The organism is Nonomuraea sp. NPDC050202 (genome assembly GCF_040656115.1).
Classification (GTDB): Bacteria; Actinomycetota; Actinomycetes; order Streptosporangiales; family Streptosporangiaceae; genus Nonomuraea.
In genome coordinates this window covers 49,131-72,593 of record NZ_JBFALF010000039.1, presented here as the reverse complement: position 1 = coordinate 72,593, position 23,463 = coordinate 49,131, and the positions used below count along the sequence as shown (strand labels likewise).

Annotated in this window: 27 protein-coding genes; 20 read left to right on the top strand and 7 right to left on the bottom strand. The window is 71.9% G+C overall.

Translation table 11 applies throughout. The features are described from left to right. The first annotated feature begins 15 nt into the window (after positions 1 to 15). From AB0I79_RS52460 to AB0I79_RS52420, 9 genes are all read left to right on the top strand, one after another. Entirely contained in the window at positions 16 to 528 is a 513-nt protein-coding gene (locus tag AB0I79_RS52460) for a sigma-70 family RNA polymerase sigma factor (protein WP_357891126.1), read from the top strand. Then, the gene (locus AB0I79_RS52455) at positions 528 to 1,412 is read left to right on the top strand and encodes a zf-HC2 domain-containing protein (RefSeq protein WP_357891198.1); all 885 of its coding nucleotides are present in this window, start codon (positions 528 to 530) and stop codon (positions 1,410 to 1,412) included. Before AB0I79_RS52460 ends, AB0I79_RS52455 begins: the two co-directional genes overlap by 1 nt. A gap of 29 nt (positions 1,413 to 1,441) precedes the next feature. Next, positions 1,442 to 1,855, top strand: coding sequence for a thioredoxin family protein (locus tag AB0I79_RS52450; protein WP_357891123.1), 414 nt, complete (start codon positions 1,442 to 1,444; stop codon positions 1,853 to 1,855). Between the two features lie 78 nt (positions 1,856 to 1,933). Beyond that, a complete protein-coding gene (locus AB0I79_RS52445; protein ID WP_350668905.1) occupies positions 1,934 to 2,017 on the top strand; it encodes a putative leader peptide in 84 nt (27 codons plus the stop codon). 58 nt (positions 2,018 to 2,075) lie between these two features. Then, positions 2,076 to 2,489: a DUF4395 domain-containing protein gene (locus tag AB0I79_RS52440; RefSeq protein WP_357891120.1), complete on the top strand. Its 414-nt coding sequence runs from the start codon at positions 2,076 to 2,078 to the stop codon at positions 2,487 to 2,489. After that, positions 2,486 to 3,325, top strand: coding sequence for a sulfurtransferase (locus AB0I79_RS52435; protein WP_225271205.1), 840 nt, complete (start codon positions 2,486 to 2,488; stop codon positions 3,323 to 3,325). The genes AB0I79_RS52440 and AB0I79_RS52435 overlap by 4 nt, the downstream gene beginning before the upstream one ends. After that, positions 3,325 to 3,630: a DUF1416 domain-containing protein gene (locus AB0I79_RS52430; RefSeq protein ID WP_185110452.1), complete on the top strand. Its 306-nt coding sequence runs from the start codon at positions 3,325 to 3,327 to the stop codon at positions 3,628 to 3,630. Before AB0I79_RS52435 ends, AB0I79_RS52430 begins: the two co-directional genes overlap by 1 nt. A 120-nt stretch (positions 3,631 to 3,750) precedes the next feature. After that, a complete protein-coding gene (locus AB0I79_RS52425; RefSeq protein WP_357891116.1) occupies positions 3,751 to 4,311 on the top strand; it encodes an RNA polymerase sigma factor in 561 nt (186 codons plus the stop codon). Then, positions 4,308 to 5,054 (top strand): methylated-DNA--[protein]-cysteine S-methyltransferase, encoded by a 747-nt coding sequence (locus AB0I79_RS52420; protein WP_357891113.1) that lies wholly within the window; start codon positions 4,308 to 4,310, stop codon positions 5,052 to 5,054. The genes AB0I79_RS52425 and AB0I79_RS52420 overlap by 4 nt, the downstream gene beginning before the upstream one ends. A gap of 64 nt (positions 5,055 to 5,118) precedes the next feature. On the opposite strand, the gene AB0I79_RS52415 is transcribed toward AB0I79_RS52420, so the two are convergent. Next, positions 5,119 to 5,670: an XRE family transcriptional regulator gene (locus AB0I79_RS52415; protein ID WP_276083199.1), complete on the bottom strand. Its 552-nt coding sequence runs from the start codon at positions 5,668 to 5,670 to the stop codon at positions 5,119 to 5,121. A 263-nt stretch (positions 5,671 to 5,933) separates the two neighbouring features. Between AB0I79_RS52415 and AB0I79_RS52410 the strand changes: the two genes are divergently transcribed. Then, positions 5,934 to 7,193, top strand: a complete 1,260-nt coding sequence (locus AB0I79_RS52410) for a hypothetical protein (protein WP_357891108.1) — start codon at positions 5,934 to 5,936, stop codon at positions 7,191 to 7,193. On the opposite strand, the gene AB0I79_RS52405 is transcribed toward AB0I79_RS52410, so the two are convergent. From AB0I79_RS52405 to AB0I79_RS52395, 3 genes are read right to left on the bottom strand one after another with little or no spacing between them, the layout of a single operon-like run. Then, positions 7,183 to 8,640 carry a hypothetical protein gene (locus AB0I79_RS52405; protein ID WP_357891105.1) on the bottom strand — a complete coding sequence of 486 codons (1,458 nt, stop codon included), beginning with the start codon at positions 8,638 to 8,640 and terminating at the stop codon, positions 7,183 to 7,185. The genes AB0I79_RS52410 and AB0I79_RS52405 overlap by 11 nt on opposite strands. Positions 8,641 to 8,644: 4 nt before the next feature. Further along, positions 8,645 to 9,295 (bottom strand): hypothetical protein, encoded by a 651-nt coding sequence (locus tag AB0I79_RS52400; RefSeq protein ID WP_357891102.1) that lies wholly within the window; start codon positions 9,293 to 9,295, stop codon positions 8,645 to 8,647. Beyond that, positions 9,295 to 9,954: a hypothetical protein gene (locus tag AB0I79_RS52395; RefSeq protein WP_357891099.1), complete on the bottom strand. Its 660-nt coding sequence runs from the start codon at positions 9,952 to 9,954 to the stop codon at positions 9,295 to 9,297. Before AB0I79_RS52395 ends, AB0I79_RS52400 begins: the two co-directional genes overlap by 1 nt. A gap of 169 nt (positions 9,955 to 10,123) precedes the next feature. Here AB0I79_RS52395 and AB0I79_RS52390 point away from each other — a divergent pair, with 169 nt between their 5' ends. The 5 genes from AB0I79_RS52390 (at position 10,124) to AB0I79_RS52370 (ending at position 18,221) form a co-directional block, all read left to right on the top strand. Then, positions 10,124 to 12,064 (top strand): hypothetical protein, encoded by a 1,941-nt coding sequence (locus AB0I79_RS52390; RefSeq protein WP_357891096.1) that lies wholly within the window; start codon positions 10,124 to 10,126, stop codon positions 12,062 to 12,064. A gap of 167 nt (positions 12,065 to 12,231) precedes the next feature. Then, positions 12,232 to 15,105: an ATP-binding protein gene (locus AB0I79_RS52385; RefSeq protein WP_357891093.1), complete on the top strand. Its 2,874-nt coding sequence runs from the start codon at positions 12,232 to 12,234 to the stop codon at positions 15,103 to 15,105. Positions 15,106 to 15,191: 86 nt separating this feature from the next. Next, on the top strand, positions 15,192 to 16,421 hold the full coding sequence (locus AB0I79_RS52380; RefSeq protein WP_357891090.1) for a MurT ligase domain-containing protein: 1,230 nt from the start codon (positions 15,192 to 15,194) through the stop codon (positions 16,419 to 16,421). Continuing rightward, positions 16,411 to 17,124: a glutamine amidotransferase gene (locus AB0I79_RS52375; protein ID WP_357891087.1), complete on the top strand. Its 714-nt coding sequence runs from the start codon at positions 16,411 to 16,413 to the stop codon at positions 17,122 to 17,124. Before AB0I79_RS52380 ends, AB0I79_RS52375 begins: the two co-directional genes overlap by 11 nt. Before the next feature lie 56 nt (positions 17,125 to 17,180). Further along, positions 17,181 to 18,221, top strand: a complete 1,041-nt coding sequence (locus AB0I79_RS52370; protein WP_357891084.1) for a YihY/virulence factor BrkB family protein — start codon at positions 17,181 to 17,183, stop codon at positions 18,219 to 18,221. Between the two features lie 94 nt (positions 18,222 to 18,315). On the opposite strand, the gene AB0I79_RS52365 is transcribed toward AB0I79_RS52370, so the two are convergent. Next, complete coding sequence (locus AB0I79_RS52365) at positions 18,316 to 18,678, bottom strand: DsrE family protein (RefSeq protein ID WP_357891081.1); 363 nt, start codon at positions 18,676 to 18,678, stop codon at positions 18,316 to 18,318. A 62-nt stretch (positions 18,679 to 18,740) separates the two neighbouring features. Here AB0I79_RS52365 and AB0I79_RS52360 point away from each other — a divergent pair, with 62 nt between their 5' ends. From AB0I79_RS52360 to AB0I79_RS52345, 4 genes are all read left to right on the top strand, one after another. Further along, positions 18,741 to 19,229, top strand: coding sequence for an FABP family protein (locus AB0I79_RS52360; protein WP_347701491.1), 489 nt, complete (start codon positions 18,741 to 18,743; stop codon positions 19,227 to 19,229). 4 nt (positions 19,230 to 19,233) lie between these two features. Next, complete coding sequence (locus AB0I79_RS52355; RefSeq protein ID WP_357891078.1) at positions 19,234 to 19,530, top strand: DUF2470 domain-containing protein; 297 nt, start codon at positions 19,234 to 19,236, stop codon at positions 19,528 to 19,530. 281 nt (positions 19,531 to 19,811) lie between these two features. Then, positions 19,812 to 20,225: a Fur family transcriptional regulator gene (locus AB0I79_RS52350; protein WP_185110434.1), complete on the top strand. Its 414-nt coding sequence runs from the start codon at positions 19,812 to 19,814 to the stop codon at positions 20,223 to 20,225. 49 nt (positions 20,226 to 20,274) lie between these two features. Next, on the top strand, positions 20,275 to 21,213 hold the full coding sequence (locus AB0I79_RS52345; protein ID WP_357891075.1) for a glycine cleavage T C-terminal barrel domain-containing protein: 939 nt from the start codon (positions 20,275 to 20,277) through the stop codon (positions 21,211 to 21,213). 241 nt (positions 21,214 to 21,454) lie between these two features. Here AB0I79_RS52345 and dtd read toward each other — a convergent pair whose 3' ends face one another. Continuing rightward, entirely contained in the window at positions 21,455 to 21,880 is a 426-nt protein-coding gene (dtd, locus tag AB0I79_RS52340; RefSeq protein ID WP_357891072.1) for a D-aminoacyl-tRNA deacylase, read from the bottom strand. A gap of 62 nt (positions 21,881 to 21,942) precedes the next feature. On the opposite strand from dtd, the gene AB0I79_RS52335 reads away from it, so the two are divergent. Next, entirely contained in the window at positions 21,943 to 22,851 is a 909-nt protein-coding gene (locus tag AB0I79_RS52335; protein ID WP_357891069.1) for an asparaginase, read from the top strand. 81 nt (positions 22,852 to 22,932) lie between these two features. On the opposite strand, the gene AB0I79_RS52330 is transcribed toward AB0I79_RS52335, so the two are convergent. Next, on the bottom strand, positions 22,933 to 23,370 hold the full coding sequence (locus AB0I79_RS52330; RefSeq protein ID WP_357891066.1) for a DNA-binding protein: 438 nt from the start codon (positions 23,368 to 23,370) through the stop codon (positions 22,933 to 22,935). Between the last annotated feature and the right edge of the window lie 93 nt (positions 23,371 to 23,463).

Here is a 23,463-nt window from a genome sequence, read left to right as displayed (position 1 = left end):
GACGCAGGAGGGCCCGTGAGCACAGCCGGGACCGCCGACGAGGAACTTGTGAAGACCCTCTTCGACGAGCACGCCGGGCCCCTCTACGGCTACGTTCTGCGCCTGACCGGTGACTCCGGGCGGGCCGAGGACGTCGTGCAGGAGACGTTGTTGCGGGCCTGGCGGCATCCCGAGGCGATGTCCGGCAGGCCCATCCGCGCGTGGCTGTTCACGGTGGCCCGTAATCTCGTCGTGGACCAGCATCGCGCCAGGAAGGCCAGGCCGCCGGAGACCGGCGACGAGGCGCTGGCGGTCCTGCCGGCCGACGACGAGCTGGAGCGCGCGGTCGAGTCGTGGGCCGTGGCCGAGGCGCTGGCCGCGCTGCGGGCCGAGCACCGGGAGGTGCTGCTGGAGGTCTACTACCGGGGGCGATCGGTGAAGGAGGCGTCGGCGACGCTGGGCATACCGCCGGGCACGGTGAAGTCCCGCACGTACTACGCGTTGCGCGCGCTCAAGCTGGCGCTCGAGGAACGGGGGCTGGCACCGTGATGACGTGCGAGGAGGTCCGGATCTCGCTGGGGGCGCACGCCCTGGGCGCGCTCGATCCGGAAGAGGCGGTGGAGCTCGACCACCACCTGGCGACCTGCGAGGCGTGCGGCGCCGAGCTGCTGGAGCTGGAGGGCGTCGGCGCGTTCCTGGGCAAGGTGTCGGAGCGCGACGTGGAGCTGGTGGCCAGCCCGCCGCGCCAGGTGCTCGACAGGCTGCTGAACGACCGCGTCAAGCGGACCAGGCGGGGCCGCGCCCTGATGTCCCTGGTCGCGGCGGCGGCGGTGCTGGTGGTGGGCGGCACGGTGTGGACGGCGATCCAGACCGGTTCAGGAGAGCGGACGACGGCGGCGCGGACCCCGGCGTCCGCCGCGTCGCAGGCCCCCGAGGTCATGCGGGACGAGGGCTTCGTGCCGAAGGCCAGGCCGCAGAGCTCGGCGGACGCTTCCCGGAGCCTCGCCGAGGACTCCCGCGGCGCCGCGGAGGCCTCCCAGAGCCCGGCCCCCCAGAGCGCCACGGACGCCCAGATCCGGCCCAGCCGGAAGCCGGCCAAGGTGGTGGACGAGGTCGCGTTCCCCGGCAAGAACGAGGCCGCGGAGTACTACGCCACCGTGCTCGTCCGGCCGGCGGCCACGGGCGCGGAGCTCGGCGTACAGGTCACCGGGGTGCCGGTGGGCACCGGCTGCCGGGTCGTGGTGGTCGGCGTGGACGGGCGGCAGGAGCGCTCGGACAGCTGGGTCGTGCGGCGTGCCGACTACGAGACCGGGAAGATCCTCCGCTTCCGGACGGGGATGAGCCTGAAGGAGATCGCCAGGTTCGAGATCGTGGACACGGCAGGGAACCCGCTCGTCGAGGTTCCCGTGCCGCCGAAGACCCGAGGGAAGTGAACGACCCTGACGCGCGGTTGCACCAGAGGATGACAGGCTTGTGGGTGGCGCTGGCGACGCTGGCGCTCGGAACGGTGATCGGGGTGGTCCGGTTGCGCCGCGACGGACGCGTGCACGAAGCCGGCGGCGACCGGCTGTCCGCCGACGACCTCGGCTCGAGGCTGGGGGAGAGGGCCACCCTGGTGCAGTTCTCGACCGCGTTCTGCCAGCCGTGCCGGGCCACCCGGCGTGTCCTGGCCGACGTGAGCGCGCTCGTGCCAGGGGTCAGCCACGTCGAGATCGACGCCGAGTCCCGGCTCGACCTCGTACGCAGGCTCGGCATCACCCGCACACCCACCGTGCTCGTGCTCGACGCGGCGGGCGGCATCGTCAAGAAGGCCGCGGGGCAGCCGCGCAAGGCCGACGTCCTGGCCGCTCTGGCGGCCGCCGTACCGGAGTCATGACTGTGAGCCGTCTCACAAGTTGTCTCACCAACCGGACGAGATGTGACAGATGACGAGACGCCGAGTAGTGTCGTCGCCATGAACCCATCGACAGAGCTGCTGACGAAGCGGCGCGCGGTTGATTTCTGCCGCGTCGCCACCGCGCTCTGTCGCGCTGCCTGAGGACGATCTCGCGCGGACTAGTGATCCGCCCCAATCGACCCTTCAGGAGCATCCCGCGATGCGTGCCGATCCTAGAGCGCTGCGCTTCGGCGCGGCCATCACCACCCTGGTCCTGGCCTCCGTCCTGGTGACGGAGAGCTTCTGGCTGCTCGCCGCCCAGGCGGTGGTCTTCGCGCTCGGGGCGCACCGGCGCTCGCCGTACGCGATGCTCTTCAAGATGCTCGTAAGGAGCGATCCAACGGAGACCGAGGACGCCCGTCCGCCCCGCTTCGCCCAGGGGGTAGGGCTGGCCTTCGCGGTCGTCGGCCTGGTCGGGTTCGCCGCCGGGATCACCCCGCTGGCCCTCGTGGCCACGGCCGCGGCTCTCCTCGCCGCCTTCCTCAACGCAGCCTTCGGATTCTGCCTCGGCTGCGAAACGTACCTGCTCATTCGCCGACTACTGCCCGCTGCCAACATGGAGGTATCCAAATGAGCCGCTCCGCCGCCCTGGTGGACGCCGACTGGGTCGAGGCCAACCTCGACACGCCGGGAGTCGTCCTCGTCGAGGTCGACGAGGACGTCAGCGCCTACGACAAGGGCCACATCCGTGGCGCCGTGAAGGTCGACTGGCGTAACGACCTGCAGGACCCGGTGCGCCGCGACTTCGTGGACAAGACCGGTTTCGAGGCGCTGCTGTCCGACCGCGGCATTGCCAACGACGACACCGTGGTGCTGTACGGCGGGAACAACAACTGGTTCGCCGCCTACGCGTACTGGTACTTCAAGCTGTACGGCCACGAGAACGTGAAGCTGCTCGACGGCGGGCGCAAGAAGTGGGAGCTCGACTCGCGCGAGCTGGTGAAGGACGTGCCGCAGCGGGCCAAGACCCAGTACGTCGCCCAGGAGCAGGACACCGCGATCCGCGCCTTCCGCGACGACGTGGTGTCCGCCATCGGCAAGCTCAACCTGGTCGACGTGCGCTCGCCCGACGAGTTCACCGGCAAGCTGCTCGCCCCCGCCCACCTCCCGCAGGAGCAGGCCCAGCGCGGCGGCCACGTGCCCACCGCCCGCAACATCCCGTGGTCCAAGGCCGCGAACGACGACGGCACCTTCAAGTCCGACGACGACCTGCGCTCCCTCTACCAGGAGGCCGGCGTCGACTTCGGCAAGGACACCATCGCCTACTGCCGCATCGGTGAGCGCTCGGCGCACACCTGGTTCGTGCTGCACGAGCTGCTGGAGCAGTCCAACGTGAAGAACTACGACGGTTCGTGGACCGAGTACGGCTCGCTCGTGGGCGTGCCGATCGAGCTGGGGGAGGCCCGCTGATGTCGGCTGCAGCACAGGGTTGCGGCGCGCCGGAGCAGACCGTCGCGCTGCCCGCCGGGATCGATCTGACCAACCAGGCCGTGATCCAGGGCGTCGTGACCGGCGCCGGCACGGCGTACGCGCGACTGCTCGACCACTCCGGCGAGTTCACCGGCGAGGTCGTGGTCTCCGAGGACGGCGTCTTCCGCTTCTTCGCCGCTCCCGGCGACTGGACCGTCCGCATCATCGCGGGCGGCGGCGTCACCAGGGACGTGCAGGTGGAAGCCAAGCTGGGCGAGGTCGCCCAGCTCGCGGTGGCCGTCTGAGCACCTGCGTGGAGGCCCGCGTTCCCCTTCCGGGGAACGCGGGCCCTTCGCGTGTGACCGGGCACCGGCTTCGCGGTGCCGTCGTGCAACCGGACGCCGCCTTGCGGTGTTGTAGAGAACGTGGCTGAAACCGACTGTCCCGACCCGGTGCGCAAGGCGCTGCTCGACGACCTCGACGAGGGCTTCGCCGAGCTGTACGGCGCCTATCGCGGCCTGGTCTTCTCGACCGCGCTGCGGCTGAGCGGGCGCTGGGCCGACGCCGAGGACTACACGGCGGAGGCGTTCCTGCGGGCCTACCGGGCCCTGTCCGGATACTCGCCCGAGCGCGTCGCCGAGCTGCAGCCGCGGGCCTGGCTGATGACGATCCTCATGAACGTCTGGCGCAACTGCGCCCGCGCCAAGTCCCGCAGGCCGCCGACCGACCTGGTCGAGGAGCCGGTGGACGGCGCGGACCCCGGCGAAGGCGTCGAGGCGGCCGCGGTCCGCCGTGAGACCGGCGACGAGCTGGCCGCGCTGCTGGGGCAGCTCCCCGACGAGCAGCGGGCCGCGGTCGTGCTGCGGCACGTCGTGGACCTGCCGGTCAGCGAGATCGCCACCGTGCTGAAGATCCCCCAGGGGACGGTCAAGTCGCACGTGTCGCGGGGGCTGAAGCGGCTACGCGCACTAGGAGGTGCCCGATGACTCAGGATCCCCTGCTCACCGGACTCGCGGCACTCGCCGTGGAGCCGCCGGAGAGCCTGCTCGAACGGATCGCGGCCCGGTGGGTCCGCGTGCCGGCGCCGATCGGGGAGCTGGCGGTGGCGTACACCGATCAGGGTGTGGCCTACGTGCACGCGGGAGAGGGCTTCGCGGAGGCGTTCAGGGAGCGCTTCGGCCGCCCGCTGCTGCCCGCCGCCCGCCCGCCCGCCGGGCTGCTGCCCGCTCTGCGCACCGGCCGCCTGTCGGGGCTGCGGCTCGACCTGCGCGGGCTGAGCCCCTTCCAGCGCGCGGTCCTGGAGGCGGCGCGGGAGATCCCGCGCGGCGAGGTCCGCCCCTACTCGTGGATCGCCGCCCGCGTCGGCAGCCCCAAGGCCGTACGGGCCGTCGGGACCGCGCTCGGGCGTAACCCGGTGCCCCTGCTCATCCCGTGCCATCGGGTCACCCGGTCGGACGGGATGGTGGGCGACTACGTGTTCGGCTCGCCGGCCAAGGAGCGGCTGCTGGTGGAGGAGGGGGTGGACCTGGACCGGCTGCGGGCGTTGGCGGGGGAGCGGGTGTTCTACCTGGCCAGCGACACGACCGGCGTGGTGTGCTTCCCGACCTGCCACAACGCGCGGCGCATCACGGCCGCGCACCGGCACGGCTTCCGCAGCCTCGCCCAGGCACGGGCCGCGGGCTACCGGCCGTGCCGCACCTGCCGCCCGGCCCAGGACGTCCCGGCGTAGCGGGCCTCCGCCGGAGGTGCCGGGCGTACCGGGCTCAGACGGGCTCAGACGGGCTCAGACGGGCTCAGACGGGCTTGGTCGGGTAGCGCATGAGGAGCGTGGCCCGCACCACGTCCGGCCCGTGCGCCCGGTAGCCGTGCGGCACGTCCGACACCCACGAGATGTGGTCACCGGGCCCGGCCGTGAGCGGCTCGTCGATGGGCCCCGCGCTGAGGGTGCCGGTGAAGACCGTGACGTGCTCGCTGACCCCCTCGTGGTGCGCGGGCGAGGTCTGGGTGAGCCCGGGCGGGATGCGCACGCGGTAGAGCTCGTAGGTGACGCGATCGTCCTCGAACACCTCGAGCAGCTCGGCCTCGATGGCGGTGCCCCGCATGATCTGCGGCTCGGGCGGCGCGTCGAGGATGGCCCCGATCGGCACCCCGAGCTGCGCGGTGATCGCCCAGAGCGTCTCCAGGGTGGGGTTGCGCGTGCCGGTCTCCACGCCCGACAGCGTGGCCTTGCCGATGCCGGCGCGCTTGGCGAGCTCGGAGAGCGAGACGCCGCGCGCCTGGCGCAGCCGCCGCAGACGATCTCCAACCACGCGCGGATCGGTGTCGAGTGCGGGCTGCGGCTCCATACCGCCATATTGCCGCACATCCGACCAGCGTGTGGGCCGCGCTCCTCGATTCGTCGCGGGGCCGCGCGTCGCGTCCGGAGACGCGGCGCAGAGGCCGGAACCGCCCTTCATGATCGCCGCGTGTTCATGATCGATCTGCGGAGAGTAACGCTTTTGCCATGGTGCGGCTGCGTCGCAAGGGACAGACCGATACGATTCCACAGATGTCCGGATCGACAGGTGTGACGGCACCCCCACGACCTGGGCCAACGCCGGCTCAGCGGATGCCGTCGCCGTACTCGCTGCCCCTGCACGCGCTCCGCCTGGCAGGCAAGTGCGCGCTGCCGCTGATCCTGTGGTTCTCGGCAGGTGAGCTGGCACGCTGGGTGGTGCTCTACATCGCCACCGAGATCTCGCACGGCTCCTGGTGGCAGGCCCGGCTGGTCGCCACCCTGGTGCTGGTCACCATGGTGATCCTCATCTCCATGACCGTCGTCACCGGCATGTTCCTGTCACTGCGCGAGGTCCTGTGGGAGACGCGGGCACGCAGGCAGGACGGGCAGGAGGACGAGAGGTTCTGGGTCTCGCTCAACCGGGTGGCCCCCGCCTTCGCGGTCATCTACCTGGCCTGGGAGCTGTACTACCGGGACGCCGGCGACTTCCTCGCGATGGACAAGTTCCACAACCTGGACGACAACTTCTACACCTCGATTCTCAACAACATCGCCAACGGCACCGACGAGAAGGCCACGTACGGGCTGGGCCTGGTCGGCCTGGACTGGCGGGTCTCCCTGGGCGCCATGGTGGTGACCTTCGGACTGCGGATGCTCTTCTCGAACCTGGTCGAGAAAGGCTCGGGGAAGTACGCCGGTGTCGCCGCCGCGTTCGCCGAGTTCTCGTTCGTGTTCTGCGGCCTGAACGCCATCTTCACCTTCACGGAGCTGCGCGGGGACTGGACCCAGCACCGAGCCGTCGTGAGCAGCGCCACCGAGGCCTGGAAGCACGCGCAGGAGACGGTGCCGGGCTGGAAGGCGTTCTGGGACTGGGTCGGGGCCGTCTGGCCGCATGTCATCGACGCGCTGGTCGTGCCGCTCACCTGGCTGGCGATCGCCGTGCTGGTCTTCGGCGCCTCCGTCGACGACACCCGCCGCGCCGTGCGCGGCACCCGCCTGGAGCGGGGCATGGACAAGCTGGAAGGCAGCCACGACATCACCCAGCGCGCGGTGGACCGGGTCGTCGGCGGCTGGAGGGACCGCTGGGTGCCCGTGGTCAACGCCTTCCGGATCACCTTCCGCGGCGGCATGGCGCTGTTCGGCTTCATGTGCCTGCTGTACGTGGGCGTCCACATCGGAGTCGAATACCTGGACAGGGGCGTGCGCACGCTGATCGGCTCCGACATCGAGTTCATGTGGCTGGTGCTCGGCAAGCCCGTGACGTTCGTCGGGAACCTGCTGACGACCTGCCTGTCCTACTGCGTGCTGGCCGCGGCGTTCGACATCGCGGCGACCAGGGCACGCCTGCGCGGCGAGGACATCACCGCCTGAACACCAGCACGTCCTTGTGCTTGGCCTTCTCCTGCTGCGCGGGGTCCGTCGGGACGGCGAACAGCTTGTCCGTCGGCGTGTCCGAGCGGTAGGTGGTGTTCGGCCGCAGGCGCAACTCGACCTGGCCGGCCACCGCCTTCGGCACGACGGCGACGGCGGTGTAGGTGTAGGCCTTGCCCACCTCGGCGTCCTCGTCGAGCGCGACGTTGTCCTCCGCGACCTGCACCTGCCAGGTGCGGTCCGTGCGGTCCCGCAGCTCCAGCTCCGGCTTGGCGGTGAGCCTGATGCCCGTCTCGTCGACGCCCTTCCTGGTGATGGTGATCTTCAGCCACTGCCTGTCCGGCGCGGTGGTCTGCGGCGGATCCATGGTCTCGATCCGGGCCTTCCACGCCACGTGCTCGAACGTCATCTCCTTGCCGGCGTCCACGACGTGCTCGATGTCGGCGGGCTGGCCGCTGCGGTAGAAGAGGTACGCGTCCACGGTCGGCGCGCCGATCCCGACCAGGAGCGCGACGATCGCGCTCACGCCCAGCATGACCGTGCGCGGACGGCGCGGCGGCGGAGCGGCCTGTCCCTCCGCCGCCCCGTCGGAGGGCGGCGGTGGCGTGGCGGACGAGGCCGTCTCGGGTTCGTCCTGCGCGGGGCTCGCGGGCGTGACCATGCCGTGCGCGCTCCGGCCGGGGTGCTCGCCGCCCTGGCCCGGCTGCCCGCCGGAGGGTGGTGACATCGGGCCTGCCGCGGGAACGACCGGGATGGGCTGGGTGGAGCCGTTGCGGAACCCCGGCTGACCGGCGGGCGGCCAGACCTGCTGGTCCGGCTGGGCGCCGCGCCGGGGCGCGAACGGGTCGGTCCGAGGCGGCTGCCGCCGCGGCACCGGCCGGCGAGCCGCCTGGCCACCGCTCTGCGGCGGCTGCTGGTCGAATCGCGGCCCCTGGTCGAATCGGGGCTGCTGCAGGGGCTGCGTGGGCTGCGTGGCCTGCCCGTGCTGCGGCCGGTACGGGGCCTGCGCCGACTGTCCGGGCTGGGGGTGCTGCGGCTGATGCGGGGGTTGTGCGGGGTGGCCTGGCTGTGCGGCCTGGCCCGGCTGTGCCTGGCCCGGCTGTGCGGCCTGGCCCGGCTGGTCGGGCTGCGGCCGGCGCGGCGGCCGGCCGGGCGGCGCGGGCCGCGGATGCGGCTGCGTGGGGCTGCCGTGCTGGGGCTGGTAGTGCGGCTGTGTCGGCCCCTGGTCCTGGGCCTGGTGGTACGGCTGGTGGTGCGGCTGTGTCGGCCCCTGGTCGTGAACCTGATGGTGCGGTTGCGTCGGCCCCTGCTCCTGGGGCGGCTGCCCGTACGCCGGTCGCCCGTCATCGTGGGCCGGAACAGCGGGGTGCGGAACGGTGTCCTCCGACTGGGACGGCTGGCCGGAAGGCGGCGCGAACCAGTCGCGGTTCGATTCGTTCTGGCTCATGGCCTTACTTCTTCTCGTCCAGGTCGAAGACCTCCGCGGGAGCGGAGCCGAGCTGCTTGGCGGCGGCCTCGTCGATGCCGAGGTCGACCTGCGCCTCCGGCGGCAGTGGCTCGGAGTAGAGCCCGCTGACCGGCAGCGTGAAGACGGCCTGCGCCCCCGGCAGCGCCGTGGCCGGCACCTCGAAGACGAACCTGCCCTTCGCCCACCACCCCGGCTGGATCCACGGGTACGCCAGCGTGTCCATCTTGTCGACCTTGTCGCTCGCCACGAACTTCTTGCCGTCGGCGGTGAGCAGCTCGGCCTCGCCCAGGTGCAGCGGCTTCTTCGGCACGGTGGCCGCGGCCTCGACCACCAGGAAGAGCTGATCCGTCGCGATGGTCTTGCCGTCGGCCTCGAGGGTCCTGGCCGAGGACACCTTCTCCACCCGGACGGCGAAGCGGCCCGCGTCGACGTCCTCCCCCTTCGCCCCCGTGTACGTGAGCGGCATGCTGTGATCGTCGCCCGACATGTCCAGGGACTGGATCCCCACCGCCCCGGCGGCCAGCAGCAGCCCCACCACGAGGTGCAGCGCCCCGGACCCGCGCTCCCGCCGGGCGGCCTGCCTCCGGGAGCGCCCTCCGCGCGGCGCGACGCCGCGTTCCTGAGTCGCGGTCATCACGCCCCCTGTGACTCGACCGGAAGAGTGACCTTGGCGACGACCGTGGTCTTGTCCTCTTCCGTGAGCGGATCCTGCTCGCTCTCGAGGAACCACTCGGAGGCGTCCTCCAGGGCGTTCGTCAGCAGCTCGTACTTGCCGAGGTCGTAGCTGACCTGCTCGGGGGGCTGTGCCGAGCCCTCCAGCTCGTAGCGCGCCACCACGGTGGACGGAATTCCGGGATGCAGCTGCGCGTACTTGCCGCCGTGGGAGGAGACGAAGAGCTCGGCCCCGCTCTTGGACTTGATCGCCGGCGTCATCCTCAGCAGCGTGGCCCCGAAGTTCCAGCCGTCGCTCTTGCCCGAGGGCAGGCTGCCCACGCTGATGGTCTCGTCGGTCTTGTTCGTCACCTTGAAGATCACGTCGAGGAACCGCTTGTCCTCGGCGAAGTCGTTCTCGGCAGGTTGTAGAGTGATCTTGGATTCGACGAACTGGGTGTCGAACCGCCCCTGATCCAGCACCTGTCCGGGCTTGAGCTGGGGCGGCGCTGGATCCGGCCGCTCGTTCAGGCCGCCCAGGAGAGCGGTGATCCCAATGGCAGCGAGCGCCACCAGGGCGATCGCGGGCACCACTACCGGGCGTCTGGGCTTGTCAGTGCTGCCGCCGGAGGGTTCCGTCATGGGTAAGGATGGTAATAGGTCTCGCTTGTCCCATCTGCCGCAATGCTCCCATCGGACCGGTCGAATTGCCGAGAACCCTGCCGCTATAGCGCTTGTAACTCATACGCTGTCACGGAGCGGAAAGGGCTGACCCCCACTCCTCATGACATATCGGCGGCCGGAGGGTCACGTGGCGGACGTGCATCCCGAGCATGCCCAGCTCCAGGCGGACCGCATCTACCTGGGCTGGCAGTACATCCTGCTGCACCCGGACCCCGGCCCCCCGCCCAAACGCCCCTCGCCCGCCGAGGAGTCGCCGGACGAGCCCGACCCCGCCGAGCAGGAGCTGCTGCGCCGCGAGCGGATGCAGGAGGACATGCTCAACCGGCCGGTCCGGTTCCTGCGCATGTTCATGCTGGCCCTGACCGTGGTGATCCTGGCCGTCGCCCTGGCCGGCTACCTGGCCTGGTCCTTCGCGCTGGTCGCGCTGGTCGCCGCCGGCGGCGTGGCGGCCATCCTCAGCTACGCGCTGCTGCAGGGGGACCGGGCGGTCAGGTACCGGGTGCTGGAGCAGCAGGCCAGAAACGAACGGCAGCGCAGGAACCGCGACAAGGACCTGTTCCGTGCCCAGGAGGAGCACGCCCAGCGCTACCGCGAGTGGCAGGAGTCCAAGGAGCGCCACGACAGGCAGCTCACCTGGTACGCGGTCGCGGTGCCCGACGAGCTCGACCGCATCGACGTGGCAGGCGGCACCTTACCGGGCTGGTCCGCGCTGGTCACGCTGCTCGGCGCCACCCGGCTCTACAGCGGCGGGCACCTGACCGTGCTGGACCTGTCGGAGGGCGCGATCGCCAAGGACCTCATCGAGCTGGCCCGCAAGGGCGGCGACGACCCGCTGGTCTGGGTGCTGCCCGTCGATCTGCCCCGGCTCGACCTGGGCGCCACGCTCAAGCCTGAGGCGTTCGCGGACGTGCTGGCGCACGTGGTGAGCGTGAGCGAGGAGCAGCGCAGCACCCGCGACCTCAGCTTCGACAACGCGATCCTGGAGCGGGTGCTGGAGGTGCTCGGGGAGAACGCCACGATCAGCCAGGTCACCGCCGCGCTGCGGGCACTGGCGCAGGTGGGCGACCCGCGCGACGACCTGCGGTTCGGGTTGATAACCGCCTCCCAGCTCGAACGCATCGGCACGCTGTTCGGGCGCGGCGTGAGCGACCGGGTGGTGATCGAGCGGGCCTGGGCGCTGGAGTCGCAGTTGCGCAAGCTGGAGACGCTCGGCACGCAGGCCGTACGGCTGCCGCCCGCCCGGCTCCGGGTGGTGAGCATGGACCGGCAGGCCGGCGTGTTCGGCAACCGGGTGCTCGGCACGTACGTGGCCACCGCCCTGACCCACATCCTGCGCCAGTCGCCCTCCTCCGACCGGCCCTGGTACCACACGATCATCGTGGCGGGGGCGGACAAGCTCAGGGGCGACGTGCTGGACCGGCTGATGGACGCCTGCGAGACCTCCCGTACCGGGCTCGTCCTGACGTACCGCTCCCTGACCCCGACCGTGCGGGAGCGGCTCGGCAGGGGACACGCCGCGGTCGCGTTCATGCGGCTCGGCAACGCCGAGGACGCGCGGGTCGCCAGCGAGCACGTCGGCACCGAGCACCGGCTGGAGCTGGCCCAGCTCACCGAGACGATCAGCGAGTCGCTGCCGGGCCTCGACGGCGGCTACACCTCCACGATCTCCCAGGTCGAGGACGAGCGGGAGGAACGCGACGGCGACCACACGGACCTGGCGGAGGACATCACCGAGTCCACCGAGTGGGGCAGGACCGCCGACAAGATCTCGGAGAAGGAGCGGGTGCTGCAACGCTCGCGCGAGTTCCTCGTCGAGCCGCACCAGCTCCAGCAGCTCCCCACGACGTCCGTGATCGTCACGGACGCCACCGCGGACGGCCGCCGGGTACGCCTGGCGGACGCGAACCCGGCCATCCTCACCTTCCCCAAGACCACGCTGGGCGAGCTGGAGGACGTGCGCGAGGCCGTGCTGGCACTCGACGCCCGGGCCGGCGACGGCAACGGAGAGCCGCCGCCGAACCTCGGGCCACCACCGCCACGCCTGGACTGGCGCAAGGGCAGGCAATGACATGGTCAATGTCGAGGTGATGAGCTGACGGTTGGCGGAATTTAACAAAGAACCGTCTGTGGGGGATTGAAATGCAGCCGAGTGTCTCGCTGAGCGGGCCCTGGTATCGAATTCAGTCGATCGCAGCACCCTCGCGAAGCTCGTCGGCGGAGTGGGATTTCGTCACTGTGCTTCCCGCGGTGCTGTCGGCGGCGCAGCGCGACCGGCCGTTCGTCATCGGATGGTTGTCGCGGGGCTCGGGTGCGCCGCTCGAACTCATCACCAACGCCGGCCCGCTGTCGCCGCCGCGGCAGCCACGCAGGTCCACGGACCTGCCCGACGCCCCGAGCGGGCCGCAGCCGCTGCTGTTCCCGGGCGGAGCGCGCGGGGTGCGGCTGAACCAGGAGTACCTGGCCGACCTGGCCGACCTGGTGTGGACGCCGTGCCCGGGGCGGCAGGCGCCGCCGCTGGGCAGCAAGGGACGCGAGTTCGACCCGGACGAGCTCAAGCGGCCCACGCTGTTCGAGTCGACGCTGGTGACGCTGATGTCGCGGCCGTTCGCCTGGCTGGTCGTGGCCGAGCCGACGGACCTGCTCGACGCCGAGGTGGCGCACCTGCGTACGCAGCTCAACGTGCTGCGGCAGTACGGCGACGCCTCCGAGCGCTCGCGCTTCGACGCCGAGCGGGCCGAGCGCCGCATGCAGGAGCTGGACGCCTTCCGCGAGGCGGGCCTGTGGAACGTGCGGGTGCTGGCCGGCGGGGCCACGGCCGACGAGCTGCGGCAGATCGCGCCCGTGCTCGTCGGGTCCGTCGAGATGAGCCAGCACCCGTACCGGCTGCGCAGCACGCACGGCGCCGCCTACTCGCTGCCGGAGGCCCTGGCCATCACCATGCAGGACCCGGCCGACGGCGCCGCCGCCCCCTTCGCGGCCACCGCGGGGGCGCTGGCCGCGCTGGCCGGGCTGCCCAGGCGGGAGGTGCCCGGCGTGCGCGTGCTCGACTCGGGCTTCTTCGACGTGACGTCGGAGTCCGACGAGGGCGCCGACGGGGGCGAGCTGGAGCTCGGCGAGATCCTCGACGGCCAGGACCGGGGGGTCGGCACGTTCCGGGTGCCGCTGGCCACGCTGAACCGGCACGCGTTCGTCACGGGCGCGACCGGCTCCGGCAAGTCCCAGACCGTGCGGCACCTGCTGGAGCAGCTCAGCAGGGCCCGCATCCCGTGGCTGGCCATCGAGCCGGCCAAGTCGGAGTACGCCGCCATGGCCGGCCGCGTCGACGAGCCCGTCACCGTGATCAACCCGTCGGCGCCCGACGGCGTGCCGTTCAGCGTCAACCCGCTCGAACCCGAGCCGGGCTACCCCGTCCAGGCGCACATCGACATGGTCAGGGCGCTGTTCATGGCCGCGTTCGACGCCGAGGAGCCGTTCCCGCAGATCATGTCGCTGGCGCTGCAGCGCGTCTACGAGGCGACCGGCTGGGACGTGGTCACCGGCGGCGCCGTGCCGGGCTCGAACGTCCCGCCCAGCGTCCCCACCCTCGAACAGCTCCAGCAGCACGCGATGGACGTCATCAAGGAGATCGGCTACGGCCGCGAGGTGCAGGCGGACGTCGAGGGCTTCATCTCGCTGCGGCTGCGCTCGCTGCGCGTCGGCTCCGCCGGGCGCTTCTTCGAGGGCGGCCACCCCGCCGACATCGGCGGCCTGCTGGAACGCCAGGTCGTGCTGGCCATCGAGGACGTGGCCAACGACGAGGACAAGGCGTTCCTCATGGGCACCCTGATCATCCGGATCGTCGAGCACCTGCGCATGCGCGCCAGGCGGGAGCGCTCCGCCGAGCTGCGCCACGTCATCGTGATCGAGGAGGCGCACCGGCTGCTGCGCGACCGCGGCCACGGCCGGGCCTCCACCCACGCCGTGGAGCTGCTGGCCGGGATGCTCGCCGAGATCAGGGCGTACGGGGAGGGCATCGTGGTGGCCGAGCAGATCCCCACCAAGCTCGTCTCCGACGTCGTGAAGAACACGGCGCTGAAGGTCGTGCACCGGCTGCCCGCCGAGGACGACAGGCAGCTCGTCGGCGCCGCCATGAACCTCAGCGACGAGCAGTCCCGCCACGTGGTCTCGCTGCAGCCGGGCTCGGCCGCCGTGTTCGCCGACGGGATGGACCGGCCGCTGCGGGTGCGCGTGCCGCTCGGGGAGTCCAGGGAGAAGGCGCTGCCGGGGCCGCCGCCGCCCATCCGGGGCCGCCGCTCGGCTGCCTGCGGGGCGCAGTGCCGTACGGGGCAGGCGTGCACGCTGGTGGAGCTGCGCGAGGCCGACGTGCTGGCCGGCGCGGCCGAGTGGGCGTGGCTGCGCATCTGGTGCGACACGGTCGTGCTGGCCTTCGTCGGCAACCGGCCGCTGCCGGGCGTGCCGCGCGCCCTGTCGGCCGCCTGGGCCGACCTGCCGGCGCGGCGCCGCGAATGCCTGCTCGCCACCCTGATCGAGCGCTCGGTGCAGCGGCGCGCCTGGTCCCTGCGCACGTGGTTCGACCCGGCCCTGCTGACGGAGAAGGCCGCCGAGACCGCCACCCGGCTGCTGGCCGGCGTCGACAGCGGGGGCGAACGCCCCGGCGCCTCGTGGGTCATCCCGCAGGTGCGCTGGCTGCACGAGGTGGACAGGCTCTTCCCGTACGGCCAGCCGGCCCCGAACCTGCGCAGCCCCGCGCCCCCCATGGAGTACGCCCTGTTCCGCCAGCCGGGCGGCACCGGCCCCGGCTCCGTCGAGCCCGAGCTGCTCGGCCACCGGGCCAAGGCGCTGCGCCACCACCCGCTGTCGATGGAGGTGGACCACAACCGGGCGCTGGCCTGGCGGGTGATCCTCGGGGACGACGAGCACGAGAGCGTGCAGCGCGACATCGTGACGGTCGCGATCGGCGTGGAGTCCTCGGCCAGGACCAGGCACGTGGGGCAGACGATGGGGGCGGGCTGGCTGGAGAGCGTGCTGTCGTGGCCGCGCCGCTTCGTGCTGCCGTTCGAGCACGGCGGCTCACCGGAGATCGCCTTCGCCGAGCCACCGGCCTCCTGACCGTCGCGCGGCGAGCTGATCGCAAAGGGGTGCGTTTTCGCGCGTGTCTCCAGACTTGGGGCCAACGCCGACTAGGATCCTTGCTCATGACCCAGCTTCCTCTGCGGGCCCAGCTCGCCAGTGCCCTGGGCCGCAGCGCCGCCACGCTGTCCAGGATGACCGGGCGTGGCGACGGCTCGGTGATCGGCGGTCGGGTCGGCCTGCTGCTCGAGCCTGACCTTCTGCGCAAGCTGGCCCGCGACCGCAAGCTGGCCCTGGTCAGTGCGACCAACGGCAAGACCACCACCACGAGGTTGATCACCTCGGCGCTGCTGGAGCTCGGCGAGGTGGCCACGAACGCGTTCGGCGCCAACATGCCCGCCGGCCACGTCTCCGCGCTCTCCCAGCACAAGCGCGCCCCCTACGGCGTGCTGGAGGTGGACGAGAAGTATCTGCCCGAGGTGCTCGCCACGACCGGCGCCGGCGTCGTCTGCCTGATGAACCTCAGCCGCGACCAGATGGACCGCGCCGCCGAGATCTGGCTGCTGGCGCAGAAGTGGCGCAGGGCCCTGTCCGGCAAGCCCACCCACGTCATCGCCAACTGCGACGACCCGCTCGTCACCTGGGGCGCGTCCACGGCGGCCAAGGTCACCTGGGTCGCGGGCGGTCAGCGGTGGAAGGAGGACTCCTGGTGCTGCCCCGAGTGCGGCGGCCCGCTCGACCGCAAGGACGCCGACTGGGCGTGCCGGGAGTGCACCTTCCACCGGCCCGAGCCGCAGTGGGTGGTCGACGGCGACTCGGCGATCGACCCGCGCGGGCAGCGCTGGCTGCTCGACATCCAGCTCCCCGGCCAGGCCAACCGCTCCAACGCGGTGATGGCGCTGGCGGTGGCCGAGGCGTTCGGGCTGCCGGTGGACCGGGCGCTGCCCCGGCTGCGCGAGGTCACCTCGGTGGCGGGCCGCTACACCACCGTCGAGCGCGAGGGCCGGCACGCGCGGTTGCTGCTGGCGAAGAACCCGGCGGGCTGGCTGGAGGCGTTCGACGTCGCCGACCCGCAGCTGCCGATCATCCTCTCGGTCAACGCGCAGGGCCCCGACGGGCGCGACACCTCGTGGTTGTGGGACGTCGACTACCGCATCCTGCGCGGGCGCCCCGTGTTCGTCACCGGTGAGCGCCGCCTCGACCTGGCGCTCCGGCTCGACGTGGCCGACGTGCCGTTCACGCTGTGCGACACGTTCACGGAGGCGTTGGCCATGCAGCCGCCCGGGCGGGTGGACGTGATCGCCAACTACACCGCCTTCCAGCAGATCCGATCGGAGTTCGGCCGTGCCGTCTGACAGCGCCCTTCGCATCGTCTGGATCTACCCCGACCTGCTGAGCACGTACGGTGACCAGGGCAACGTGCTGGTCCTGGAGCAGCGGGCGCAGCGCAGGGGGATCGAGACGGAGACGATCCACGTACGCTCGGCCGACCCGGTCCCCGAGACCGGCGACATCTACCTGATCGGCGGCGGCGAGGACCGCCCGCAGATCCTGGCCGCCCAGCGCCTGCGCAGGGACGGCGGCCTGCACCGCGCCATCGCGCGCGGCGCGGCCATGCTGGCGGTGTGCGCCGGCTACCAGATCATGGGCAGCACGTTCGGCGGCGAGGAGGGCCAGCCCGTGGACGGCATCGGCCTGCTCGACATCTCCAGCGTCCGCGGCCCCGCGCGGGCGGTGGGCGAGCTGGTGGCCGAGGTGGACGCCGCGCTCAACCTGCCCACGCTGACCGGTTTCGAGAACCACATGGGCGTCACCCACCTGGGCCCCGGCGTCCGGCCGCTGTCGCGGACGGTCAAGGGCGTGGGCAACGGCGACGGGTTCGAGGGCTGCTACGCGGGGCACGTCGTGGGCACCTACCTGCACGGGCCGGCGCTGGCGCGCAACCCGGCGCTGGCCGACCTGCTGCTGTCGTGGCGGGTGGGCGAGCTGGCGCCGCTCGACGACTCCCGCTACGAGGCGCTGCGCCAGGAGCGCCTGACGACGGTGCTGCAACCGTGACGGCCGCTCCAGCCGCCCGGCGGCTGGAGCGACCACTTCGGGGTAGGACGTCCGCCGTGGGATCCACGGTCACTGTCCCCCAGACCCGCACGATGAGCGGGGAGGAACTGTCCGCCGACGACGCGTGGGAGACGCTGCGCAAGTACGGCGGCTGGCACTTCGTGCGCGACTCGTTCACCAGGTTCCGGTACGGCGACGGCATGAGCCACTCGCGGGCCCTGGCGTTCCAGATCTGCCTGGCCATCATCCCCGGCGCCATCGCCGTCGTCGGCCTGAGCGCGGTCACCCACCAGGAGGAGCTGGGCCGGGTGCTGCGGCTCACGCTGAGCGCCCTGGCGCCCGGCGGCGGCGCGGAGGCCGTCGCGCAGGTGCTCGACGGCGGGAACGGCACCAGGGACGAGCTGGCGCTCTGGCTGGGCCTGGCCACCACGCTGGCCGCGCTCGCCTCCGCGATGGCGCAGTTCGAGCGGGGGGCGAACCGGATCTACGGCGTCGAGCGCGACCGGCCGTTCCACCGCAAGTACGCCAGGGCGGTCGTGCTGGCGCTGACCGCCGGGATCTGCATGATCACCGGCTTCACGGTCCTGGTGGGCGGCGGCGAGCTCGGCGACGCCCTGGGCGAGACCTTCGGCTGGGGCGCCGGAGCCCGCCAGGCCTACCCCTTCGTCCGCTGGCCGCTCGGCTTCCTGCTCGCGCTGGCCTCCACGGTGACGCTGTTCCGGGCCTCGCCCCGGCGCAGGCAGCCGGGTCACACGTGGCTGGCCGTGGGGGCGCTGGTGGCGCTGGGGTCATGGACGCTGTTCACGCTGGCCCTGGCCGCCTACACCGAGTACAACAGCTCGTTCGGCGACACGTACGGGCCGCTGACCGCCGTGATGGCGCTGCTGCTGTGGTCGTTCCTCAGCTCGATCGCGCTCTTCCTGGGCATGGCGTTCGCGGCGCAGCTGGAGGCGTGCCGCGCGGGCTGCGCCCAGCCCGCGCACCCCGATCCGGGGCCCACGGCGGAGGAGGAGCGCGAACCCCTGGCGGGGGAGGTCGGGTCGGCGGTGATCGGCGCGGTGCGGGGCCTGCTGGGCGGGAAGCGCGGCAGCCGCTAGGGCCATCGCCGGCGCCGGGCGATCAGCGGCGACGCCGCAGATCCTGTCGGGCCTCGAGACGCCGCAGGAGACCGGCCGGGCCCTGCCCCGCCGGTCAGTAGACCAGGGCCTGCACGCCCTCGGCGGTCACTTCCTCGACGAACGCCGGCGCGCCCGCGATCCGCACCCCCTCGATGAGGTCGTCCACGGTGATGTTCCTGCGGGCGGCGCACTGCGTGCAGAGCGTCACCCGCCCGGCCGCCAGCACGGCGTCGAGCAGGTCGGGGAGCGGCGCGGCGTGCGGCAGGGTGAACTCCTTGGCCCGGCCGGGCAGCGCGAACCACGACGACTCGCCGGTCAGCCACAGGGAAACGGATACACCGCTCGCGAGCGCGGCGGCCGCGACCGTGAACGCCTGGTTGCAGCGCTCGGGAGCGTCGGCTCCCGCGGTCACCTTGATCACCAGTGAACGTGCCATATCCGTCACCCTAGCCCCGGAGGAGCCCGTACGGGCGTGGCGCGCCACTACGCTTGGGGAGCATGGAAGAACCTGAGGTGCACCCCGACCTGGAGCCGATCGCGTTCCTGCTGGGGCGGTGGGAAGGCGCCGGCGTGGGCGGCTACCCGACGATCGAGAGCTTCAACTTCGGCCAGGAGATCGAGTTCGGGCACAACGGCAAACCGTTCCTGACGTACGTGAGCCGCACCTGGCTGCTCGACGAGGCCGGGAACCGGGTCAGGCCGCTGGCCACGGAGTCCGGCTACTGGCGGCCCCAGCCCGACCGGCAGGTCGAGGTCGTGCTCTCGCATCCCACCGGGATCGTCGAGATCTACATCGGCGAGGTCGTCTTCCACAAGATCGAGCTGCGTACGGACGTGGTGGCACGCACCGCCTCGGCCAAGGAGTACACCGCGGGCCATCGCCTGTACGGCCTGGTCAACGGCAACCTCATGTGGGCCTACGAGATGGCGGCCGTCGGTCACCCGCTCACGGACCACATGTCGGCAGAGCTGAAGAAGGTGGCCTGATCCCATGAGCACGCCGTTCACCGCTGACGCCGTCGAGGCGATCAAGCGGCACATGAATGACGACCACGCCGACGACGGGCTGATCATCGTGCGGGGGCTCGGCGGGCGGCCCGAGGCCAAGACGGCGCTGACCAGCGACGTCGACGCCGAGGCGATCACGTTCACGATCGACGGCGGGGAGCGGGTGCGCGTGCCCTGGGGCGAGACGCTCACCGAGCGGGCCCAGGTGCGCAAGGCAGTGGTGAAGCTCTACCGCGAGGCGTGCGAGAAGCTCGGCCTCCAGGCCCGCGGCGAGCACTGAAACTGAAGAAGGGCCCCAGGCAACACTCCGCCGTGACGGCGGGCCGGATGGACCATGGTCGGGATCGATGTCCCGCCCTCCGGCTGCCAGGGGCCCCGGTGGTTGCCTCGTATTCGCGTCACGTCACGAGACAACAGTCCGCGAGGTCAGCGGACAACCACCTCGCTAGCCCGACTATGACTAACCATTATTCGGACCACCTCCTTTCCGCGTACCCAAGAAGCTATGCGCTCCGCCGCGAAAGGGGCAAGTGAATATCGTCGGGTCGTAGTATCGAAGGCATGACCGAGACGCAGTGGCATGAGGAACTCCGCGCCAAGGGCTACCGGGTCACTCCCCAGCGCCAGCTCGTGCTGGAGGCGGTCAAGGAGCTGGAGCACGCCACGCCGGAGGAGATCTGCGTCAAGGTCCGCCAGACGGCGCGCGGGGTGAACATCTCCACCGTCTACCGCACGCTGGAACTGCTCGAAGAGCTCGGCATGGTCACCCACACCCACCTCGGGCACGGCGCCCCCACCTACCACCTGGCGGCCGAGGCCGACCACGTGCACCTGGTGTGCCGGGGCTGCGACGAGGTGTTCGAGGTGCGGCCCGAGCTGGCGGAGGGGCTGGTCAAGGGCCTGGACGAGGAGCTGGGCTTCGTCGCGGACGTCCACCACCTGACCGTCTTCGGCCGCTGCCGCAACTGCCGCTGACCCCCCGCGGCGGACAGCCGCCGTCGGCGGTGCGGATAGCCTGGAAGGCATGCGTAGCCCTCTGCTCGACCTCCCCGGCGCCGTCCCGGCGGACGCCCCTGACTCCGACGTAGCCGCGCACTACGGCGACCTGTTCGCCGAGCAGCGCGCACTGGTCAAGGGAGAAGCGGTCGTCGACCGCAGCAACCGCGAGGTGATCCGCATCACCGGCGCGGACCGGCTGAAATGGCTCAACGACCTCACCTCGCAGAAGCTCGACACGCTCCAGCCGGGCGAGTGGACGCAGACGCTCGACCTCGACCTGCAGGGCCGCGTCCAGCACCACCTCACGCTGACCGACGACGGGCAGAGCGTCCTGGCCCACGTCGAGCCGGGCACCGCGCAGAGCCTGATCGGCTACCTCGACCGCATGCGGTTCATGCTGCGCGTCGAGGTGTCGCCGGCCGACGACCTCGCCGTGCTGTCCACGGCCACCGAAGACTTCCTGGTGCCGCGTGCCGAGCTCGCCGACCACCTGGGCAAGCCGCTGGCGGGGCTGTGGGCGTACGAGGCCCTGCGCATCGAGGCGCACCGGCCGCGGCTGGGCTTCGAGACCGACCACAAGACGATCCCGCACGAGGTGGGCTGGGTCGGCGGGGCGGTGCACCTCAGCAAGGGTTGCTACCGCGGGCAGGAGACGGTGGCCCGGGTGCACAACCTGGGGCACCCGCCGCGGCGCCTGGTGTTCCTGCACCTGGACGGGAGCGTCGACACGCTGCCCGCGCACGGCGCTCCCGTGATCTTCGAGAGCCAGGAGGTGGGCGTCGTCGGCTCGGCCGCCCGCCACCACGAGCTGGGCCCGATCGCCCTGGCGGTGGTCAAGCGCACGGTGCCGGTGGACGCTCCGCTGCTCGCGGGCGGGGTGGCCGCCGCCCAGGAGGTCGTCGTCCCACCGGACGCCGGCCGCAACGTCACCATCGACCCGTCCCTCCGCCGCCGCATCCGATAACCCACCACGCGGCACCTGCCGATGGTGCGGCGCTGGCCGAGTGTGCGGCGCCGGCCGACCGTGCGATCCCTGCGTGCCGCGCGCCGCCCCGCCCAGCGCGGCGCCCCACGCCGCATCGCGCATGGGTGCTGCACTGGGCGAGCTGCGGCATGCGGAGCGCCGCAACCGGCGCCGGGTCGGCGGGACGGTGTGCCTTGGTGTTCGGCGCACCACGCACGGCGCCCAGGTCGGGCCTCTGAGGTCACATGTCCAGGACGAGGGTGATCGGGCCGTCGTTGACCAGCGCCACTTTCATGTCGGCGCCGAACACCCCGGTCTCCACCCGCGCCCCCAACGCCCGCAACTCCGCCACCACCGCATCCACCAGCGGCTCCGCGACAGGCCCAGGGGCGGCGGCCTGCCAGGTGGGGCGGCGGCCCTTGCGGGCGTCGCCGTACAGGGTGAACTGGCTGATCACCAGGAGCGGCGCCGACACGTCCGAGCAGGACTTCTCGCCGTGCAGGATGCGCAGCCCCCACAGCTTGGCGGCGAGCTTGGCGGCCTCGGCGCGCGTATCCGTGTGCGTGACCCCCACCAGGACGAGCAGACCGGGCTCGCTGATCGCCCCGACCACGCGCCCCTCGACCTCGACCGACGCCGAACTGACTCTCTGTACGACTGCTCGCATGGCATCCCATTCTGGACCAGGACCAAACCCTTCATACACTCATGTCGAAAGGGGAACGTGAAATGTCGTTGATTGTGGAAGTCGTCCGGTCCGGGTTCGTGGAGTCCACGCATCAGGCTCGCATGCTGACCGTGGACGCGGCAGGCCGCCCGGTCGAGACCAGGGGCGCGGTGCACGTGCCGGCCTCGCCACGGTCGTCGATGAAGCCGCTGCAGGCGCTGGGCATGCTCCGCAGCGGCCTGCGCCTGGAGAACGAGCTGCTCGCGCTGGCCTGCGCCTCGCACTCCGGCGAGCCCTTTCACGTGGACGGTGTCAGGAAGATCCTGGCGGGAGCCGGTCTGGACGAGTCGGCGTTGCAGTGCCCCGAGGACTACCCGTTCGACCGCGCGGCCACCGAGCGCGGGCGCGTCTACATGAACTGCTCGGGCAAGCACTCCGCCATGCTGGCCACCTGCGTGGCGAACGACTGGCCGCTGAGCACGTACCTGGAGCCGGCGCATCCGCTGCAGCGGGCGATCCGCGAGACGGTGGAGGAGCTGACCGGGGAGCGGGTGGCGGCCTCCGGGGTGGACGGGTGCGGGGCGCCGCTGTTCTTCGTGTCGATGCTGGGCGTGACCAAGGCGTTCCGGGCGTTCCCGATGTCGTCGGAGGACTCGTACGAGCGCAAGATCTTCGACGCCATGCGCACCTACCCCGAGTGGACCTCCGGCACTGACAGGGCCGAGGCCAAGCTGATGCGGGCGGTGCCCGGGCTGATGCTGAAGGCGGGGGCGGAGGCGTTCGACGCGTTCGTGTTCGAGGACGGGCGCGCCGGCACCGTCAAGATCGAGGACGGCGGCGCGCGTGCCCGCGTGCCCGTCACCGTGGCGGCGCTGCGCTCGCTGGGCCTGGACGCGCCCGAGCTGGCCGAGCTCGCCGCCGGCACAGTGCTGGGTGGCGGGCGGCCCGTCGGCGAGCTCCGGCTGCGCTGAGGGCTCCGCCTGGCCGGTGACCCGCCGCTGCGCCCAAGGCCCCGCCCGCCTGGCCGGCGAGCTCCGGCTGCGCCGAGGCGGCTACTCCACCGCGTCCGGGTCGGCGGGTACGCGGTCGGCGAGGCGTTCGTAGCGTTGCCTGGCGGCCTGCGGGGTGCCGAGGCCGAGCCCGAAGGCGATGTCCTGCCAGGTCATGTTCCGCCCGCGGGCGAGCTGGAGCAGCGTGGCTTCGAGCGCGTCCAGCTCCCCGCGGACCAGCGGGACGAGGCTCAGCGCGGCGGTGATGTCGGCGTGGTCCACCGCCGCTTCGCCGTCGTCCAGCCGCGCGGCCCCGCTGAGCAGGAACGTGACGAGCCTGACCGCCTCGTGCGGCGCGAGGGCCGACGGGTGGACCTGCCGCTGGCGCTGCTCGTCGGTGGCCGCGTGCCGCTCGGCGATGCGGTGCAGGGACGCGTACACACGCTGCGCTCGCGCCTGCTCGGGCTGCGGGGGGTCGAAGAGGTCGGCTTCGGAAGACATGAGATCACCATGGGGCACGGACGCACCGGCTGTCAACGGTTTGTTTTAAACAAGTTGTTCACTTCCCTGACGCCGGTGTCAAGCTTCTAGCCT

Coding starts and splice junctions, on each gene's coding strand:
- AB0I79_RS52455 (WP_357891198.1), top strand. CDS start 528: ATGACGTGCGAGGAGGTCCGGATCTCGCTGGGGGCGCACGCCCTGGGC.
- AB0I79_RS52450 (WP_357891123.1), top strand. CDS start 1,442: ATGACAGGCTTGTGGGTGGCGCTGGCGACGCTGGCGCTCGGAACGGTG.
- AB0I79_RS52445 (WP_350668905.1), top strand. CDS start 1,934: ATGAACCCATCGACAGAGCTGCTGACGAAGCGGCGCGCGGTTGATTTC.
- AB0I79_RS52440 (WP_357891120.1), top strand. CDS start 2,076: ATGCGTGCCGATCCTAGAGCGCTGCGCTTCGGCGCGGCCATCACCACC.
- AB0I79_RS52435 (WP_225271205.1), top strand. CDS start 2,486: ATGAGCCGCTCCGCCGCCCTGGTGGACGCCGACTGGGTCGAGGCCAAC.
- AB0I79_RS52430 (WP_185110452.1), top strand. CDS start 3,325: ATGTCGGCTGCAGCACAGGGTTGCGGCGCGCCGGAGCAGACCGTCGCG.
- AB0I79_RS52420 (WP_357891113.1), top strand. CDS start 4,308: ATGACTCAGGATCCCCTGCTCACCGGACTCGCGGCACTCGCCGTGGAG.
- AB0I79_RS52415 (WP_276083199.1), bottom strand. CDS start 5,670: ATGGAGCCGCAGCCCGCACTCGACACCGATCCGCGCGTGGTTGGAGAT.
- AB0I79_RS52410 (WP_357891108.1), top strand. CDS start 5,934: ATGCCGTCGCCGTACTCGCTGCCCCTGCACGCGCTCCGCCTGGCAGGC.
- AB0I79_RS52405 (WP_357891105.1), bottom strand. CDS start 8,640: ATGAGCCAGAACGAATCGAACCGCGACTGGTTCGCGCCGCCTTCCGGC.
- AB0I79_RS52400 (WP_357891102.1), bottom strand. CDS start 9,295: ATGACCGCGACTCAGGAACGCGGCGTCGCGCCGCGCGGAGGGCGCTCC.
- AB0I79_RS52395 (WP_357891099.1), bottom strand. CDS start 9,954: ATGACGGAACCCTCCGGCGGCAGCACTGACAAGCCCAGACGCCCGGTA.
- AB0I79_RS52380 (WP_357891090.1), top strand. CDS start 15,192: ATGACCCAGCTTCCTCTGCGGGCCCAGCTCGCCAGTGCCCTGGGCCGC.
- AB0I79_RS52365 (WP_357891081.1), bottom strand. CDS start 18,678: ATGGCACGTTCACTGGTGATCAAGGTGACCGCGGGAGCCGACGCTCCC.
- AB0I79_RS52360 (WP_347701491.1), top strand. CDS start 18,741: ATGGAAGAACCTGAGGTGCACCCCGACCTGGAGCCGATCGCGTTCCTG.
- AB0I79_RS52355 (WP_357891078.1), top strand. CDS start 19,234: ATGAGCACGCCGTTCACCGCTGACGCCGTCGAGGCGATCAAGCGGCAC.
- AB0I79_RS52350 (WP_185110434.1), top strand. CDS start 19,812: ATGACCGAGACGCAGTGGCATGAGGAACTCCGCGCCAAGGGCTACCGG.
- AB0I79_RS52345 (WP_357891075.1), top strand. CDS start 20,275: ATGCGTAGCCCTCTGCTCGACCTCCCCGGCGCCGTCCCGGCGGACGCC.
- dtd (WP_357891072.1), bottom strand. CDS start 21,880: ATGCGAGCAGTCGTACAGAGAGTCAGTTCGGCGTCGGTCGAGGTCGAG.
- AB0I79_RS52335 (WP_357891069.1), top strand. CDS start 21,943: ATGTCGTTGATTGTGGAAGTCGTCCGGTCCGGGTTCGTGGAGTCCACG.
- AB0I79_RS52330 (WP_357891066.1), bottom strand. CDS start 23,370: ATGTCTTCCGAAGCCGACCTCTTCGACCCCCCGCAGCCCGAGCAGGCG.